Origin of the sequence: Flavobacterium sp. MEB061 (assembly GCF_000834715.1) — a bacterium.
Lineage (GTDB): Bacteria > Bacteroidota > Bacteroidia > Flavobacteriales > Flavobacteriaceae > Flavobacterium > Flavobacterium pectinovorum.
This window is the reverse complement of the sequence record NZ_JXQR01000014.1, coordinates 26,332-41,719: the sequence shown is the minus strand read 5'-3', so window position 1 is coordinate 41,719 and position 15,388 is coordinate 26,332. Positions and strand designations below refer to the sequence as shown.

Genomic DNA, 15,388 nt, shown 5'->3' with positions numbered 1-15,388 from the left:
TTTTTTCTTAAAAAATTCTGACGCTATATTGTCGCTTATTACCTGCAAATACTTGTTTTTGTTTTTGGAACTACACTATTTTCTATTTTACAAATTATAATTATTTAATAAATTTCTAACTATGATTTTTATCATTCTCTGCTTTATGTATTCCGAATAATTTTGGTCTAAGAAATAACAGGAATTTTTAAAGATTAAAAATTCATTGAAGTTTCCTTTATTCCAAAAACAAACTAATACCATATCAAAATGAAAGTAATTAAATCAATTTTATTGACAGTGATTTTTACAACAATGTCATTACAGGTAAACGCACAAAAAAACTATACTATAGCAAGATCAACTTTTGAGGTTGCAGGAACTTCAAATGTACACGATTGGTCAATGAAATCTTCAGAAGGAAATGGAATTGCCAATTTAACAGTTATAGATTATAAATTGGTTGATATAAACAACTTAACTATTACACTATTAGCAGAGAGTATAAAAAGCACTAAAACGAGTATGGATGATGTGGCTTACGAAACCCTGGATACAAAAACATACAAAAACATTAAATATGTTTTAAAATCTGCCACTAAAATAAACGAAACAACCTGGAATTTAACCGGAACATATACAGTTTCAGGAATCAGTAAAGAGTTTAAAACTGTTGTAAACGTAACGTCTATAAATGGCAGCTTTATTTTGAGGGGATCAAACCAGATCACTTTTGCAGATTTTGGAATGTCAGCCCCAACAGCAGCACTTGGTGTAGTTAGAGCCGGAAAAGACCTAACTTTAATTTTCAATCTTATTTTTAGCGAACTAACTATGAAAGGATCTATAACACAAAATTGATTGCTATAATTTAAAACAACAAAACTTAAAAAGAGCTATTTGACAAAAATCAAATAGCTCTTTTTTTATGCATCAATTTTAATAAAAATAAAAACGTTGTAGTTCTTAAATATGAATTTAATAAAATTTTAACAATGATTATTGTCATAAAAATCCCGGAATAACAGGAATAAATTTGAACAAGAAAATAAAACACGTGGTTAAAATTGAATTCAAAAAATTGTCTCACTTCACTAAATAATAGTAAAAATGAAATCAAAAAAAATTAAATTATTCGCCTTTATCATTTCTTTTTTAGGAATGACAACATTTGCAATTGCTCAAAAAAATTATGCATTAGACGGTAAATCAGCATTTTCAGTTTCAGGCACTTCAACATTACATGACTGGGAGATGAAATCAAATTCAGGAACAGGAACAGGGAACTTTACAATAGCGAATTCAAAACTTACTGATATCGAATCTTTATCAATAAATCTTTTAGCAGAAAGCGTTAAAAGCGAGAAAAAAAGCATGGATAAAGTGGCTTATAAAACACTGAAAACTGATACGCAAAAAAACATAAAATATGTTCTTAAATCTGCTCAAAAAGTAAATGAAACAACTTGGGAACTAACAGGAACGTATACTATTGCAGGCGTGAGCAAAATCCTGAAAACTACTGTAAAAACAGCTATCACAAAAGATGTATTAAACATGCAGGGGTCTAACAAAATTACTTTTACAGAATTTGGAATGAAATCTCCAACGGCAATGTTAGGGACTATCACAACCGGTGAAGATTTGACTGTAAAATTCAACTTAAACTTTAATTTATAACCGCCATGAAAAAGATTTATGTATTCATTATTGCATTAGTCAGTACGTTTGCCGTCAATGCACAAGTTAGTTTTGGACATATTCAGAATCAAATTCCACGAAACCAAAAAGGAATTAATCAATTTGATGTTAAAAAAGATACTGTTGCCTTTAATGGTTTAAGTGTAGATATGGGAGCTGCATTCGCGCTTCAACTTCAGGCTTTGAATTCGTTTAATGATCAAAGAGGTTTGGCTACAGCACCGGGTTACAGATTGAATAATCTGGAGAATAATTTTAATTTACCGAATGCTAATTTCACCATTGGAGCTCAGTTATATGATGGTGTTCGTGTCAATTTAGATGTTTATCTGGCTTCAAGACACCACAACGAAACCTGGGTAAAAGGAGGTTATTTGCAAATTGACAAACTGGACTTCATTAAAAAAGATTTCCTGGCTGATTTTATGCAATATACAACGATCAAAATTGGTCAAATGGAGAATAACTATGGTGATGCACATTTTAGAAGATCAGATAACGGAAATGCCTTCATGAATCCGTTTGTTGGAAACAACATTATGGATGCGTTCATCACAGAAATGGGAGCAGAAGTTTATTATAACAGATCTGGTTTTGTAAGCATGATTGGAATCACCAATTCTAAACTAAATCAAAATGTTGCAGAGATTGTACCAACAACTCCAACGACTGCAAAACCAGATTCTAATACTACTATAAGCCCATCTATACTTGCGAAATTAGGCTGGGATAAACAAATCAACGAAGATTTGAGAATTAGACTTACAGGATCTTATTACCATACTGCAAATTCTAGTGGAAATTTATACGCTTCAGACAGAGCAGGAAGCCGTTTTTATGGTGTAATGAGTCATGCTGATTATAATATTATTGATCCCGCAACCGGAAATGTTGTTACAGCTGTAGCAAACAATTTTGATCCGACTGCTAATAAAGATACAGGAAGATTTAATCCCGGATACGGAAACTGGGCAACATCATACATGGTAAACCCTTTTATAAAATATAAAGGACTTGAATTTTTTGGAACTTTAGAATTTACTTCAGGAGGTGATTTTAAAGGTACCGACGACACTCGTAAAGTAAACCAATATGTTGGGGATTTAGTTTACCGTTTTGGTGAAGGAGAAAGATTTTATATAGGCGGAAAATATAATTTAGTTGATGGAAAATTAGCCAACGCAAATACTCAGAGTATTCAAATAAATAGATTTGAAGCGGCGGCGGGCTGGTTTATGACTAAAAATGTTTTGGCAAAATTAGAATATGTGGATCAAAACTATAAAAACTTCTCTCAATTTAACGGAGCAACTCCTAACGATCTTTTTGGCGGCAGTTTTAAAGGATTAATGTTCGAAGCAGTAATTTTATTCTAATGAAATGAAACGCCTGTTTTTAAATTTAATCTTGGGTTTAGTATTTTTTTCATTCTTAGGAAGTACTAAACCCGCTTTTTCAGGTGATCCTCTTTTAATGATTAATAAAATCAAAATAGAAATTACAGGAGTATCTACCGTTGGCAAATACAATTGTTCAAATACATTTTCTAAAACAGATACTGTTTATTTGAATTCTAAAAACAACAACTTCAATACCGAAATCAAAATGACAGATTTTGATTGTGGCAACAAAATAATGACTAAAGATTTACAGGGAACTGTAAAAGCAAAAAAATTTCCTAACAGCACTGTTTTTCTTACCGACATTAAACCTTGTGGAAAAAATTACAAATGCAATCTCACTTTTTTAATCACTAATAAAACACTTAAATACAAAGATTTTATTCTGTATAATGCTGAAGATAAAATTCACGGATCTTTAAACTTAAATTTTTCTGATATAGAACTTGTACCGCCCGTAAAAATGGCCGGTTTAATAAAAGTGAAAGATGAAATTGTGATTAATTTTAGTTTATACAAAACACCTTAAACAATAAAGCAAAATTATTGATCACATTGAATTGTACTTTTTACTTCCTACTATTCTTTAAAACCGATTTCAAAGGAATTTTTAAAATCTAAGTTTCAAAAACAAAAAATTTGGCACGAGAATTGTCTTGCTCTTAGCAGAAAAATAATCTTACGAAGAGCGCTTAATTTTAAAATTTGTATTTTTATTTTTTCAGCTTTATAACCTTTATATTTTATCAACTTTTAAAAATGAATTAATCATGAAAAAACAAATTTTAAGCTTAGCTGTTATTGCTCTATTGGCATTTTCCGTACAATCTTGCGGAGATAAAGAATTAAAACCTAAGGAAGACAATCTGACTCTTGGAAACAAAGTTGATTCTTTAACTACAGATATTGAAGAAGTAAAAGACAGTGCCGTTATTAAAGCCGAAGATGCTGCTGCAAAAGCAAAAGCAGCTTCAGAAAACGCTGTTCAGGATGTGAAAGATGCAACTAAAAAAACAGCTAATGAAGTTGAAACTGCTGCAAAGAAAACTGCTGCAGACGTAAAGGAAGCATCTAAAAAAGCTGCAGATAAAGCAGAAGCTGCTGCAAAAGCTGCCAAAGACGGAACAGTAAAAACTGCTAAAGACGTTAATGAAGCATTGAAAAAATAATTTCCTTTGAAATCAAACTTAGAACCATTCGTTACGGCGAATGGTTTTTTTTATGAAAAAAAGTGAGCCGATATTTTTTGTATTTTTGTCTTTAAATAAGAACTACAACAAAATGCATTTTATATCACAAGAACTAGAAGATTATATTGAACAACATTCTGAAAACGAACCGGAATTGTTAGCAAAACTAAATAAAGAAACCTACCAGAAAATACTTTTGCCAAGAATGTTAAGCGGACATTTTCAGGGTCGCGTTTTAAGTATGTTGTCTAAATTGATTCGTCCGGTAAATATCCTGGAAATAGGGACTTATACCGGTTATGCAGCTTTGTGTTTGTGCGAAGGAATGCAGGAAAACGGACAATTACATACTATCGATATTAAAGAAGAATTAGTCGATTTTCAGCGTAAATATTTTGATGCTTCGCCTTGGGGAAAACAAATTTTTCAGCATTTAGGAGAAGCTATAGATATTATTCCAACTTTGGATGTAAAATTTGATTTGGTTTTTATTGATGCCGATAAGGAAAATTACCTGAATTACTGGGAAATGATTGTTCCGAAAATGAATAAAGGCGGCATTATTTTATCTGATAATGTTTTATGGAGCGGAAAAATCCTCGAACCGGTTCACCCAAATGATGTAAGTACAAAAGTACTTTTAGAATACAATTTACTTTTGAAAAACGATCCAAGAGTGGAGACCGTTTTACTTCCAATTCGCGATGGATTAACGGTGAGCAGAGTACTTTAGAAAAGTTGCTAAGGTTCTGAGATACTAAGATCCTGAGTTTTCTTTAGAATGGAAAGACTTAGATCCTTAGTATCTCAGAAACTTAGAATCTTTAAAAAAATTATCCCGGAAAATATTGCGGTTTTAGTCGTTTATAAACCAAATAAAGCAACGATCCAAAAAGTGCTCCGAAGAAATACCCCGTAAGAATGTCTCCCGGATAATGCAATCCTAAATAGATTCGGCTATAAGCGAAAATTAAAGGCCATAAAAACAATAATCCGAAATACTTGAAATGGCGTTTTAAAATCCAGAACAAAAAGGTAGCAACCGCCATTGTATTTGCAGCATGTCCTGAGAAAAAACTATATGAATTACGAATCTGAACGGCACGAATAACACCTTTAAGATCAGGATTGTTACACGGACGCAAGCGCGCAAAAGTATGTTTAAAAAGATTTGTGGTCTGATCTGTAAAAGCGATCAAAACCGCAATAAAAAGCAATATATATAAAGTCTGCTTTACTCCTATTTTTTTGTAGATCAGAAAGAAAAGAAATAAAAAGAATGGTGTCCAATACAATTGATTGGTAATAATAAGCCAGAAGCCGTCAAATTTTTCAGAACCTAAACTATTAAGATATACCAATAAATTGATATCAAATTCTTTTATTTTTTCAAGCATTATTTTTGGCGTTTTACTGGTCCTGAGATTGTTTCTATGTCTTCTTTTACTTTGTCGATTTCTGCAGCAGTATCCCCTAACAAATTAGTAGATACACTAGTCGTATCGCCTAATAAATTAGTTTTTGCCTCGTTAATCTGCGCATTGATATTACCGGTGATATTCGTCAAAGTTTGAGAATCAAAACCATTGGCTTCTGCTCCTTTATGAATTTCACTTTTAATATCGTTGGTTGCGTTTTTTAACTGCGCCATTGCTTTACCCATAGTACGGGCAATTTCCGGCACTTTATCAGAACCAAAAAGCATTAAAACTATAAATAGTATGAAAACTAATTCTCCTCCTCCTATACCAAACATAACTTTTATTTTTGTGTGTCACAAAGATATTAAATTTTGTAGCTCATGAACTTTAAAATTTCCTTAAAAAAAAAGACTCTTTTCAGAGTCTTTTTAATTGTATGCTTAATCAAATTTTGATTTTTCTTCTACTTTTGGCCAGGAGTTGTTGGTTACATCAATATCTGCAGTCATCAATTTTGGATCTATCTGAATGCTTTTTATTGCTTTTTCTGTAGCGTAAACTTTTTTGGCAGTATCATTGCTTTTTCTCCAGATTTGAGCCGGATATTGGAAGTTTTGTTTCGAACCATCTTCATAAGTAATCTCCACAAGAATTGGCATAATCATTCCGCCTGGTTTGTTAAACTCAACTTCGTAGAAATATTTAGGTGATTTTAAACTTGCTTTTTCTTCTGCTGTAAAAGTTTGGTCAACATAATCAGATAATAATTTTACATCATCTACTTTCAATGCTTTTTTCTTCGAAGCATTTACCTCAGCGTTATCACTGGCTACTAAATATACAAACGGTCCTTTATCAAAACCAAAACGTCCTTTTCTAACTTTTACATCTTTAAGATCAGCTGTTGGAGTATCAGAAACGTAATATTGTTTCACCTCTTTAATTCCGATATCTACGAAATCAGTAGAGTAAAACCATCCTCTAAAAAACCAGTCCAAATCTACTGCAGAAGCATCTTCCATAGTTCTAAAGAAGTCTTCCGGAGTTGGATGCTTGAATTTCCATCTGTTTGCGTATGTTTTAAAAGCATAATCAAACAATTCTTTACCCATAACTACTTCTCTTAAAATATTAAGACCTGTAGCCGGTTTTCCGTATGCGTTATTTCCAAATTGGTGAATAGTTTCTGAGTTAGACATAATTGGCTCTAAAAACTTTTGGTCTCCACTCATGTAAGGAACAATATTTTTTGCAGGTCCGCGTCTTGAAGGGAAATTTGGATCTAATTCCTGCTCTGCCAAATATTCTAAAAATGAATTCAAACCTTCATCCATCCAAGTCCATTGACGCTCATCTGAATTTACAATCATTGGGAAGAAAGTGTGTCCAACTTCGTGAATTACAACACCAATCATTCCGTTTTTAACTTCTTTACTTGTTACTCCGTTTTCGTCAGGACGACCAAAATTCCAGCAAATCATTGGATATTCCATACCCTGATCTTCTGCAGAAACTGAAACCGCTTTTGGATAAGGATAATCAAAAGTATGAGAGGAATAGCTTTTCAAAGTATGCGCCACTGTCATTGTTGAAGTTTCTCCCCAAAGCGGATTTGCTTCTTTAGGATAAACAGACTCTGCCATAACGACTTTGCCGCCTAATTGTACAGCCATTGCATCGTAAATAAACTTTCTTGACGAAGCAATACCAAAATCACGTACGTTTTTAGCACTAAATTTCCAGGTTTTTTTCTTTTCAGAGAACCCCTTTTCAGCCGCTTCAGCCTCCGCTTGTGTTACAATTACAACAGGTTTATCAAATGATTTTTGAGCTTGTTCGTAACGTTTTACCTGTTCTGCAGTAAAAACTTCAGCTCTGTTTGTCAATTCTCCTGTTGCATCAATTACGTGATCTGCAGGAACTGTGATATTTACGTCAAAATTTCCAAAAGGAAGAGCAAACTCTCCGCTTCCCCAAAACTGCATGTTTTGCCATCCTTCAACGTCGTTATAAACAGCCATTCTTGGATAAAACTGCGCAATTACATACAATTTGTTTCCATCTTTTTCGAACAATTCATAACCAGAACGTCCACCTTCTTTTCTATAATTATTGATGTTATACCACCATTTTATGGCTAATGAAATTTTTTCACCCGGTTTTAAAGGAGTTGCCAGGTTAATACGCATCATCGTTTCGTTGATCGTATATGACATTGGATTTCCTTTAGCATCTTTTACCTGTTCGATATTAAAACCACGCTCTAAATCTTTTTTCAAATATTTGCTTGAAAAACCATCAAGCGGCAAAACCTGATTGATTTTTTCGCTTTCAGCCAAAGTCGACTGCGTATTGGCTTTTGCCTGATTTTGATCTAACTGAATCCATAAATATTCTAAACTATCCGGAGAATTGTTTGAATACGTAATAACCTCAGATCCTGTTATTTTTGATTTTTTATCATCTAATTCGATATCAATTTTATAATCTGCCTGTTGTTGGTAGTATGCAGGACCCGGCGCTCCGGAAGCTGTACGAAACATATTAGGCGTAGCTAATAAATCATACATCTGGCTGAACTTATTCGTATCGTATTTTCCTTGTTGTTTTGGAGCAACGACCGAAGTTGATTTTTCCTGAGCCATTAATAAAGCAGGAAAAATTAATAATAATGAAAGTTTTTTCATAAAAATGTAATAGGTAGTTTTGTCAGGGTGTGAAAATAATAATTATAATGGTAATTTTACTTATCCATTAATACTTTAACACTTCTTTCCTTGAAGATTCTGTAAAGAGAACACTCTTTTTAGTACCAAAAGCTGAAATATGTGTAATATTCTGCTGTTCAGCATTCCAATCAACTAAAATTGTATTCGAAATCTCAATTGTTTTAAACTTGTCAATATCTTTTATTCTGGAGTAACAAACCAAAACATCGCCGGCTTCGACTTCTTTAGACAAAAAAGTAATTGCTTTTAACTGTCCGTTTATTTTTATTGTGAAATTTTCTGAAAGGTATTTTTTCAAAAGATCTAAATCTTCCTGCGTTTCCTTCTCTGTTCCAACGAATGTTTTTTTATGGTATTTTTTTTCCATACCATTATTCAAATCATCAATAAAAATACGCGACGTAATTTGAATCATTTTTTTCTCAGCCACATAATTGACCTGATAAACGCCCATGTAAAACTTATGAAACGCAAAAGATGATAACGATATAAACAAGATTCCAATTAAGAAATAAACTAACTTTTTTTTCATTTCTGTTTCATTTCCACTTTTTTGAACTCCTTATTTTTATTAATCATAAAGTCCATTAATTCAAATTTTTCTTCTGGCTTTAAATATTTCTTAGATTCTGCATCATTAGAACAATACATTAAAAACAAGTCAATCTCATCTTCTTTTAACCCTAGTGTTTTAGTAAAAAAGTCGGGAGTAAAATTACCTTTAGAATATTCAACAAATGCAATATCACTTATCACTTCTTCCTTTACATCTTCATCTTTACGAAACAGCTTTTTTACGTCTTTAAATATTCTAACAAAATCAGTTCCGTATTTAATAGTCTGATCAGAATACATTGCTTTATTTTCAGGACTTGATAATTTATCATCTTCAAACTGCATATCAACAATTCCCTGCGATCCGCCTTGCAAAGATTTAACTTTTAATTCTTTATGAACCAAAACTTCTTTCAGCTCTATATTTACCAAATCCAGAGGTACCGTAAAAAGTACTTCTGCACAATCTTTCTCTGTCAACACCACTTTTTTAGATTGAAATGCAATTCCGGTAAAGAGCAAAGTGTCTTTAGGCCTTGCCATAATATCAAACAATCCATTTAAACCAATAAAAGTTCTAACATTGGCATTTATATTCATTACATACCCACTTTCTATGGTAAGTGACTTATTGGTAACTTGTCCATGTAATGGTTTCCTTGAGTTTTGTCCAAGCGCAATCTGACAAAATAAGCACACAACGAGTATTCTTAGGCTATTTTTCATTTTCGAGAATTTTTAGATATTTTCCGGCTAATTCAGTTATTAAAAACATACTCATTGTTTTGTTTTTACTATTCAAAGATACGGCAAATTCAGAATCTTCTATGCAATATAATTGAAATCCTTTAATATCTTCTACCGAAATTTTCAATCTTTCTGTATAATATTTCTCATCAAAAAGGTATTCTATTTTTCTAAAAAGCGCTTCTTTTTTCTCGACTTGCACTTCTTTTTTCAACATTGAAGTTCTCCCCGAAATTGCATTTAACAAAGCATCACCCGGAGTCGATGTTGCTGTGTACACTTTTCTTTCTGCAGGCGTATATTTTTTTTGTCCTGCCGAAATAATACCGAGATTTTCGGCATTAATATTTGCATTTTCGTTTACAACAACTTCTTTCAATTCAATTTCCTTAGCAACCATTTTTATCTGAAGCAGATTAGATTTTAAATCTTCAATTGTAATTCTTCGTTTAAAAGGCTCCAAATTAACTGATGAAAAAACCAACACATCGCCTTCTTTAGCAACAATCGAAAACATTCCGCTTGCATCAGAAACCGCTGTAACCTGCGTTTCATTATTGATAATATTAACTCCTTCAACAGAAGTTGATTGTTCGAATATTTGACCAAGAATTTCTTTGGCACCAGTAGTTTGCCCAAACGAAATTTGAGTTATCCAGAGAAAAAATATGAATAAGGTTTTATTTGTTTTCAACAGCAAGTATTTCTTTATATTTTACAGCTAATTCTCCTAAAAGAAATTCTGTCGAAGTTTTATTTTTAGAATTTAAAATTGTCGTAAACTTATCGTTTTCAACAGCATAATATTCAAATCCTTTTACATATTCATTTGGAATTTTTAGTCGGTTTACAAAATGATCCAGACTAAACATCTTCTCTAAAAGTTTCATAAAAAACTCTTTTTTCTCTACTGCAACTTCCTTTTTCAGCATTGCCGTGCGCCCTGATAAAAAATTCAATAACGGATCTGCAGAAATTGAACCTCCGGCAAGCGAACTCGTACTTGCAGTTGCATTTAATGCTGTAGCAGTGTGTAATTTTCTTTCCGCCTCAGTATATGTTTTTTGTCCTGCGGGTATAATTCCTAATGCCACAGCATTTATATTATCGTATCTTCTTATAATAACTTCCTGCAATTGATGCATTACAATATTAAGTTTTACTATAAAATTAAGTTCCGAAAAATTTTCAGGAGTAACTAAAACTCTCTTTTCTTTAAATTGAATAGAGGAAAAAACAAGTTCATCTCCTGCTTTCGCCAAAATCGAAAAAGCTCCTTCAGCATTTGTAGTTGTCATGACTTCTGTTTGCGCATTCACTACATAAACACCTTCCAAATCATTTGTATTAGAAACAATTTTTCCGCTTATTATAATGCGCTCTTCATTTTGAGTCCACGCAGTCTGACTCAAAACAACACATAAAACACATAAAACTTTGTTGATCAAAATGAAAAAATTAAAATTATTCTTAAAAGTGTAAAAATATCTTAATGTACTCCAAATTTAGTATTAACGGCTTGGTAAAAATATGTTAATTAAACTTTGAATTTTAAGTCTAAAAAAGGAGTTTTTAATATCTTTAACAGCACAATCTGAGATTAAATTTTATGAAAAATATTATTATTGCCAGCACTTCTACTTTGCACGAAGGGAGTTATTTAGAGTATTTATTACCTACTTTGCAAATTCATTTTAAAAACTGCAAAAGCATTTTATTTATTCCATATGCGCGTCCGGGAGGAATTTCACATGACGAATATACCGCAAAAGCTGCTCTGGCATTTTCAAAAATTAACATAGCTGTAAAAGGAATTCATGAATTTGAAAACGCAGAAGACGCCATAAAAAACGCAGAAGGAATATTTACCGGAGGCGGAAATACTTTTTTACTGGTAACAAAACTATACTACCATAATGTGATGCAGATTCTCTCTGAAACTGTAAAAAACGGAACTCCATATTTAGGAACAAGCGCCGGAAGTAATATTTGCGGATTATCGATGCAGACTACGAACGATATGCCAATTGTTTATCCGCCAAGTTTCCAGACCTTAGGATTAATTCCTTTCAACTTAAACCCACATTACTTAGATGCCGATTTACAATCGAAACATATGGGCGAAACGCGTGAAACCAGAATCAAAGAATTTCATGCCTTTAATTCAATTCCGGTTTTAGGATTAAGAGAAGGAAGCTGGCTTGAAGTAAAAGGAGATAAAATTACTTTAAAAGGAAATTTAAAAGCCCGTTTGTTTCTGCAAAACCAAACTCCTCAGGAATTAGAAGCCGAAAATGATTTGAGCAATTTAAAATAAAGTTTTTTTTACCATTAAGATATTAAGTTTATTAAGTTTTGAGCTTAATTTATCTTAATATCTTAATGGCAAAAAACAAAAAAGCCTCAAACTAATAGTTTAAGGCTTTTTGAAGAGCGAAAGACGAGGCTCGAACTCGCGACAACCAGCTTGGAAGGCTGGAGCTCTACCAACTGAGCTACTTTCGCATTAACAGGGTGCAAATATAAACAATTAAATCATTTTAAAAAATAAAAATCAAAAATTATTCAACTTTGATAAAAAAACCGAAATAATAAAATTTCGGTTTTTTAGAGCGAAAGACGAGGCTCGAACTCGCGACAACCAGCTTGGAAGGCTGGAGCTCTACCAACTGAGCTACTTTCGCATTACTGGTGCAAATATAAAAAATAAGTTCAGTTCAAAACAAGCTTTTTTGCAAAAAAATTAATTAAAAAACAACGATTCCTTATAACCTATTTAAAACTAAAAAGTTATACTTTTATTATTTTTTACACATTATGACTATTATCAAAGAAATTCCATCAAAAGACACTTATATCGTTCGCCAACCAGTACTCAGAAAAGGAAAACCTATCAAAAGCTGCATCTTTGAAGGAGACGATTTAAATACTACACATCATTTTGGGTTATTCGAAAACGACGACTTAATAGGTATTATTTCATTATTCTCCCAAACCAACACTATATTTGCCAACAAAAATCAAGCTCAGATTCGAGGCATGGCTATTTTGGAAAATCATCAAAAAAAAGGATTTGGTGAAGCTCTCGTAAAACATTGCGAAGATTATTGCAAGACTCAAAACGTTGATTTAATTTGGTTTAATGCCAGAACAGCTGCTGTTGGGTTTTACAAAAAAATGAATTACCAAATAATTGGCCAGCCTTTTGATATAAAAGATGTCGGCGAACACTATTTAATGTTTAAAAAATTATAAAATGAATAAACTCTACTTTCTGATTGTAATATGTTTTTTTATTAACTGCAAAAAAGAGGAACCAAAAGTTATTCGTGTAAAAAAAACTCCTCCACCGGCAATTATACTTACTGACGAAAGAAAAGTAGCTGTCGATACTGCATTAATAAATGTTTTTAAAAGTGAAACTCTGAAACAATTTTACATTGCTTCAGAAAATAAAAGCGTTTGGGGAAACCTTAAAAAAAGAACTTACGTTTTATCCCAATTAAAAAAAGCGGAAGAATTAGGTTTAAATCCCGAAGATTACAAAGCCGCAACACTCGAAAAATTTGAGAAAAGAATCAGTTCTTTAAATGATAAAGAATTGGCTACTTATGACATATTACTGACTTATAATTTTGAATTATACTTAACTCATTTATATAAAGGAAAACTCGATCCTAAAAAATTATATACTGATTGGGATTTGGAAGAAAAAACATTTGATCCAAATAACACTCTTATTAAAGCTTTTAATAAAAACAAATTAGATAGCATTGTTGATAATATTCAACCAAAACATCAAACCTATAAAGAGCTTTTAAAAGCACTTGAAATCATCAATACTTATCCGGAAGAAGAAGTTACAGACACTATAAGATCTGCGGATAAAATGACATTGAATGACACTAACAATGCTTTAATAGATATTAAAAAGAAACTTTTATTCTGGGAAGATCTGACCGGAAAAGACAGTCTGACTAATAAATACGATAAAAAAACATTTGAAGCTGTAAAAAGATTTCAGGAAAGGCACGGTTTAGCCGCCGATGGCGTTATTGGTGCAGGAACCCTGAGTGCTTTAAACTTTACTAAAGAAAAAAGAAAACAACAAATTATTGCCAATCTCGAAAGATGGAGATGGTATAATAATGATTTTGCTGAAAATTATTTTATCATTAATATTCCTAATTACAGTTTGAATGTTATTGAAAATCAAGACACCACTTTGGTTCGAAATATTGTTGTAGGAACAAGCAAAAGAAAAACACCTATTATTACATCAAAGCTAAAAACGGTCGTTTTTAACCCAACATGGACAGTTCCTCCCACTATCCTAAAAGAAGACATTATCCCTGAGATGAAAAAGAACAGGAACTATTTAGCCAAAAAAAGAATCACCATATTTGATTCTGCCGGGCGCGAAGTTGATCCTAAGGCATGGAATGAGGACAAACCTAATAGTTACCGTTATGTACAAAGTCCGGGTTATAACAACTCTTTGGGATTAATGAAAATTTTATTTCCAAATCACCATAGCGTTTATTTACATGATACCAATCATCGTAATTATTTTGGAAGAAACAATCGTTCTTTAAGTTCAGGATGTGTGCGTATTGAAAATCCATTAGAATTGGCAGAACATATTTTGAATGATACCATTGCAACAAACTGGCCAAAAGAAAAAATCGATTCTATTATTGAAACCAAGAAGACAATAAACATCAGAATCACAAAAAAATACGCTTTATACCAATGGTATTGGACAGCATGGAGCAAAAAAAATCAGCTCATTTTCAGAGCTGATATTTATAATCTTGATTCGGATTTGTATAGTAAACTAAGAAATTAGTTTTTCTTCCATTGTAAAACTTCTTGAAGGATGGTAGATATACAAACACGATTTATCTTTTATTGTTTGGATGATTTCATTTGTTAATTCAAATGGAATCGCCGGACAACCCTGACTTCTGCCTAATCTTTTGTTATTTCTGATAAAAGATTCAGAAACATAATCGGCTCCGTGCATAACAACCGCTCTTTCACGGGCATTATCGTTTACACCTTTTTCTAACCCGTCTAATTTTAATGAAGCACCATGTTTTCCCTGGTAAATTTCGCCAGTTGCATAAAACCCTAAACTGCTTTTAAAAGATGAGTTTGAGTTTGAAAATGCCGAAGCAAATTCTTCTCCTGTATTTCTTCCGTGGGCAACCAAAGAATGAAATAAGATTTTATTTGAATCTAAATCAATTACCCAAAGGCGTTTGATGTTTGATGACAAACTAAAATCAATCAGCGTTAAAATATCTTTTTTGATAATTCCTTTTTCTTTCAATAAGTAAAAGCCTTTTAATGCTTCAGAAAAAGTTTTAAGTTCTGGTAACTCAAAATGGTTAGAATTTAATGTATTATAAACATTTTCAATTTTAGCATCTACAGACAGTTTTTCAACTTTTGCAATGCTTCTGGCAGTTACTTCTTTTAATTCTGGAGTGTTTTTTGTGTCTTTTCCAAAAGACAATAGCAAAAACACCAACAAGGGATAAATTTTGTAAATCATTGAAATTCTTTAGGTTAATAATAAATTTGGGTTCAGCAAAAGTATAAAAAAAATATAGCGCACAAAATAAATCACTGTAAATCAGGCCTGTTTTGTTTAAAATTTA

General features: G+C 32.1%; 17 protein-coding genes and 2 tRNA genes. 9 read left to right on the top strand and 10 right to left on the bottom strand.

All coding sequences use genetic code 11. The features are described from left to right. The first annotated feature begins 249 nt into the window (after positions 1 to 249). The 6 genes from RT99_RS05700 to RT99_RS05675 all read left to right on the top strand — a co-directional run bounded on the left by RT99_RS05700 (position 250) and on the right by RT99_RS05675 (position 5,003). Positions 250 to 840 carry a YceI family protein gene (locus RT99_RS05700; RefSeq protein ID WP_042563778.1) on the top strand — a complete coding sequence of 197 codons (591 nt, stop codon included), beginning with the start codon at positions 250 to 252 and terminating at the stop codon, positions 838 to 840. A 249-nt stretch (positions 841 to 1,089) separates the two neighbouring features. Next, positions 1,090 to 1,659, top strand: a complete 570-nt coding sequence (locus tag RT99_RS05695; protein ID WP_242607168.1) for a YceI family protein — start codon at positions 1,090 to 1,092, stop codon at positions 1,657 to 1,659. A 5-nt stretch (positions 1,660 to 1,664) separates the two neighbouring features. Continuing rightward, positions 1,665 to 3,056: a hypothetical protein gene (locus tag RT99_RS05690; protein WP_042563776.1), complete on the top strand. Its 1,392-nt coding sequence runs from the start codon at positions 1,665 to 1,667 to the stop codon at positions 3,054 to 3,056. Positions 3,057 to 3,060: 4 nt separating this feature from the next. Further along, positions 3,061 to 3,609: a hypothetical protein gene (locus RT99_RS05685; protein WP_042563775.1), complete on the top strand. Its 549-nt coding sequence runs from the start codon at positions 3,061 to 3,063 to the stop codon at positions 3,607 to 3,609. A gap of 241 nt (positions 3,610 to 3,850) precedes the next feature. Then, positions 3,851 to 4,249 carry a hypothetical protein gene (locus RT99_RS05680; RefSeq protein ID WP_042563774.1) on the top strand — a complete coding sequence of 133 codons (399 nt, stop codon included), beginning with the start codon at positions 3,851 to 3,853 and terminating at the stop codon, positions 4,247 to 4,249. Between the two features lie 112 nt (positions 4,250 to 4,361). Next, on the top strand, positions 4,362 to 5,003 hold the full coding sequence (locus RT99_RS05675) for an O-methyltransferase (protein WP_042564047.1): 642 nt from the start codon (positions 4,362 to 4,364) through the stop codon (positions 5,001 to 5,003). A gap of 100 nt (positions 5,004 to 5,103) precedes the next feature. On the opposite strand, the gene RT99_RS05670 is transcribed toward RT99_RS05675, so the two are convergent. The 7 genes from RT99_RS05670 to RT99_RS05640 all read right to left on the bottom strand — a co-directional run bounded on the left by RT99_RS05670 (position 5,104) and on the right by RT99_RS05640 (position 11,170). Further along, on the bottom strand, positions 5,104 to 5,667 hold the full coding sequence (locus RT99_RS05670) for a phosphatase PAP2 family protein (protein ID WP_042563773.1): 564 nt from the start codon (positions 5,665 to 5,667) through the stop codon (positions 5,104 to 5,106). Beyond that, positions 5,667 to 6,026, bottom strand: a complete 360-nt coding sequence (locus RT99_RS05665; protein ID WP_042563772.1) for a twin-arginine translocase TatA/TatE family subunit — start codon at positions 6,024 to 6,026, stop codon at positions 5,667 to 5,669. Before RT99_RS05665 ends, RT99_RS05670 begins: the two co-directional genes overlap by 1 nt. A gap of 105 nt (positions 6,027 to 6,131) precedes the next feature. Beyond that, positions 6,132 to 8,378 carry a M1 family metallopeptidase gene (locus RT99_RS05660; protein WP_042563771.1) on the bottom strand — a complete coding sequence of 749 codons (2,247 nt, stop codon included), beginning with the start codon at positions 8,376 to 8,378 and terminating at the stop codon, positions 6,132 to 6,134. A 67-nt stretch (positions 8,379 to 8,445) separates the two neighbouring features. Beyond that, positions 8,446 to 8,952, bottom strand: a complete 507-nt coding sequence (locus tag RT99_RS05655; RefSeq protein ID WP_042563770.1) for a DUF6702 family protein — start codon at positions 8,950 to 8,952, stop codon at positions 8,446 to 8,448. After that, positions 8,949 to 9,701 (bottom strand): hypothetical protein, encoded by a 753-nt coding sequence (locus RT99_RS05650; RefSeq protein ID WP_042563769.1) that lies wholly within the window; start codon positions 9,699 to 9,701, stop codon positions 8,949 to 8,951. Before RT99_RS05650 ends, RT99_RS05655 begins: the two co-directional genes overlap by 4 nt. After that, the gene (locus RT99_RS05645; RefSeq protein WP_042563768.1) at positions 9,691 to 10,416 is read right to left on the bottom strand and encodes a carboxypeptidase-like regulatory domain-containing protein; all 726 of its coding nucleotides are present in this window, start codon (positions 10,414 to 10,416) and stop codon (positions 9,691 to 9,693) included. The genes RT99_RS05650 and RT99_RS05645 overlap by 11 nt, the downstream gene beginning before the upstream one ends. After that, entirely contained in the window at positions 10,403 to 11,170 is a 768-nt protein-coding gene (locus RT99_RS05640; protein ID WP_042563767.1) for a carboxypeptidase-like regulatory domain-containing protein, read from the bottom strand. Before RT99_RS05640 ends, RT99_RS05645 begins: the two co-directional genes overlap by 14 nt. A gap of 161 nt (positions 11,171 to 11,331) precedes the next feature. On the opposite strand from RT99_RS05640, the gene pepE reads away from it, so the two are divergent. Continuing rightward, a complete protein-coding gene (gene pepE / locus RT99_RS05635) occupies positions 11,332 to 12,039 on the top strand; it encodes a dipeptidase PepE (RefSeq protein ID WP_042563766.1) in 708 nt (235 codons plus the stop codon). Positions 12,040 to 12,154: 115 nt separating this feature from the next. Here pepE and RT99_RS05630 read toward each other — a convergent pair. Next, positions 12,155 to 12,227: transfer RNA gene (locus tag RT99_RS05630), tRNA-Gly, on the bottom strand. A 106-nt stretch (positions 12,228 to 12,333) separates the two neighbouring features. Next, a tRNA-Gly gene (locus tag RT99_RS05625) sits at positions 12,334 to 12,406 on the bottom strand. Positions 12,407 to 12,539: 133 nt separating this feature from the next. On the opposite strand from RT99_RS05625, the gene RT99_RS05620 reads away from it, so the two are divergent. Both RT99_RS05620 and RT99_RS05615 read left to right on the top strand, forming a co-directional pair. After that, a complete protein-coding gene (locus RT99_RS05620) occupies positions 12,540 to 12,977 on the top strand; it encodes a GNAT family N-acetyltransferase (RefSeq protein WP_042563765.1) in 438 nt (145 codons plus the stop codon). A 1-nt stretch (position 12,978) separates the two neighbouring features. Continuing rightward, positions 12,979 to 14,571, top strand: coding sequence for a murein L,D-transpeptidase (locus RT99_RS05615; protein WP_042563764.1), 1,593 nt, complete (start codon positions 12,979 to 12,981; stop codon positions 14,569 to 14,571). On the opposite strand, the gene RT99_RS05610 is transcribed toward RT99_RS05615, so the two are convergent. After that, positions 14,560 to 15,282 (bottom strand): murein L,D-transpeptidase catalytic domain family protein, encoded by a 723-nt coding sequence (locus tag RT99_RS05610; protein WP_042563763.1) that lies wholly within the window; start codon positions 15,280 to 15,282, stop codon positions 14,560 to 14,562. The genes RT99_RS05615 and RT99_RS05610 overlap by 12 nt on opposite strands. Between the last annotated feature and the right edge of the window lie 106 nt (positions 15,283 to 15,388).

Coding starts and splice junctions, on each gene's coding strand:
- RT99_RS05685 (WP_042563775.1), top strand. CDS start 3,061: ATGAAACGCCTGTTTTTAAATTTAATCTTGGGTTTAGTATTTTTTTCA.
- RT99_RS05655 (WP_042563770.1), bottom strand. CDS start 8,952: ATGAAAAAAAAGTTAGTTTATTTCTTAATTGGAATCTTGTTTATATCG.
- RT99_RS05700 (WP_042563778.1), top strand. CDS start 250: ATGAAAGTAATTAAATCAATTTTATTGACAGTGATTTTTACAACAATG.
- RT99_RS05615 (WP_042563764.1), top strand. CDS start 12,979: ATGAATAAACTCTACTTTCTGATTGTAATATGTTTTTTTATTAACTGC.
- RT99_RS05670 (WP_042563773.1), bottom strand. CDS start 5,667: ATGCTTGAAAAAATAAAAGAATTTGATATCAATTTATTGGTATATCTT.
- RT99_RS05660 (WP_042563771.1), bottom strand. CDS start 8,378: ATGAAAAAACTTTCATTATTATTAATTTTTCCTGCTTTATTAATGGCT.
- RT99_RS05650 (WP_042563769.1), bottom strand. CDS start 9,701: ATGAAAAATAGCCTAAGAATACTCGTTGTGTGCTTATTTTGTCAGATT.
- RT99_RS05680 (WP_042563774.1), top strand. CDS start 3,851: ATGAAAAAACAAATTTTAAGCTTAGCTGTTATTGCTCTATTGGCATTT.
- RT99_RS05610 (WP_042563763.1), bottom strand. CDS start 15,282: ATGATTTACAAAATTTATCCCTTGTTGGTGTTTTTGCTATTGTCTTTT.
- RT99_RS05620 (WP_042563765.1), top strand. CDS start 12,540: ATGACTATTATCAAAGAAATTCCATCAAAAGACACTTATATCGTTCGC.
- RT99_RS05695 (WP_242607168.1), top strand. CDS start 1,090: ATGAAATCAAAAAAAATTAAATTATTCGCCTTTATCATTTCTTTTTTA.
- RT99_RS05690 (WP_042563776.1), top strand. CDS start 1,665: ATGAAAAAGATTTATGTATTCATTATTGCATTAGTCAGTACGTTTGCC.
- RT99_RS05675 (WP_042564047.1), top strand. CDS start 4,362: ATGCATTTTATATCACAAGAACTAGAAGATTATATTGAACAACATTCT.
- RT99_RS05665 (WP_042563772.1), bottom strand. CDS start 6,026: ATGTTTGGTATAGGAGGAGGAGAATTAGTTTTCATACTATTTATAGTT.
- pepE (WP_042563766.1), top strand. CDS start 11,332: ATGAAAAATATTATTATTGCCAGCACTTCTACTTTGCACGAAGGGAGT.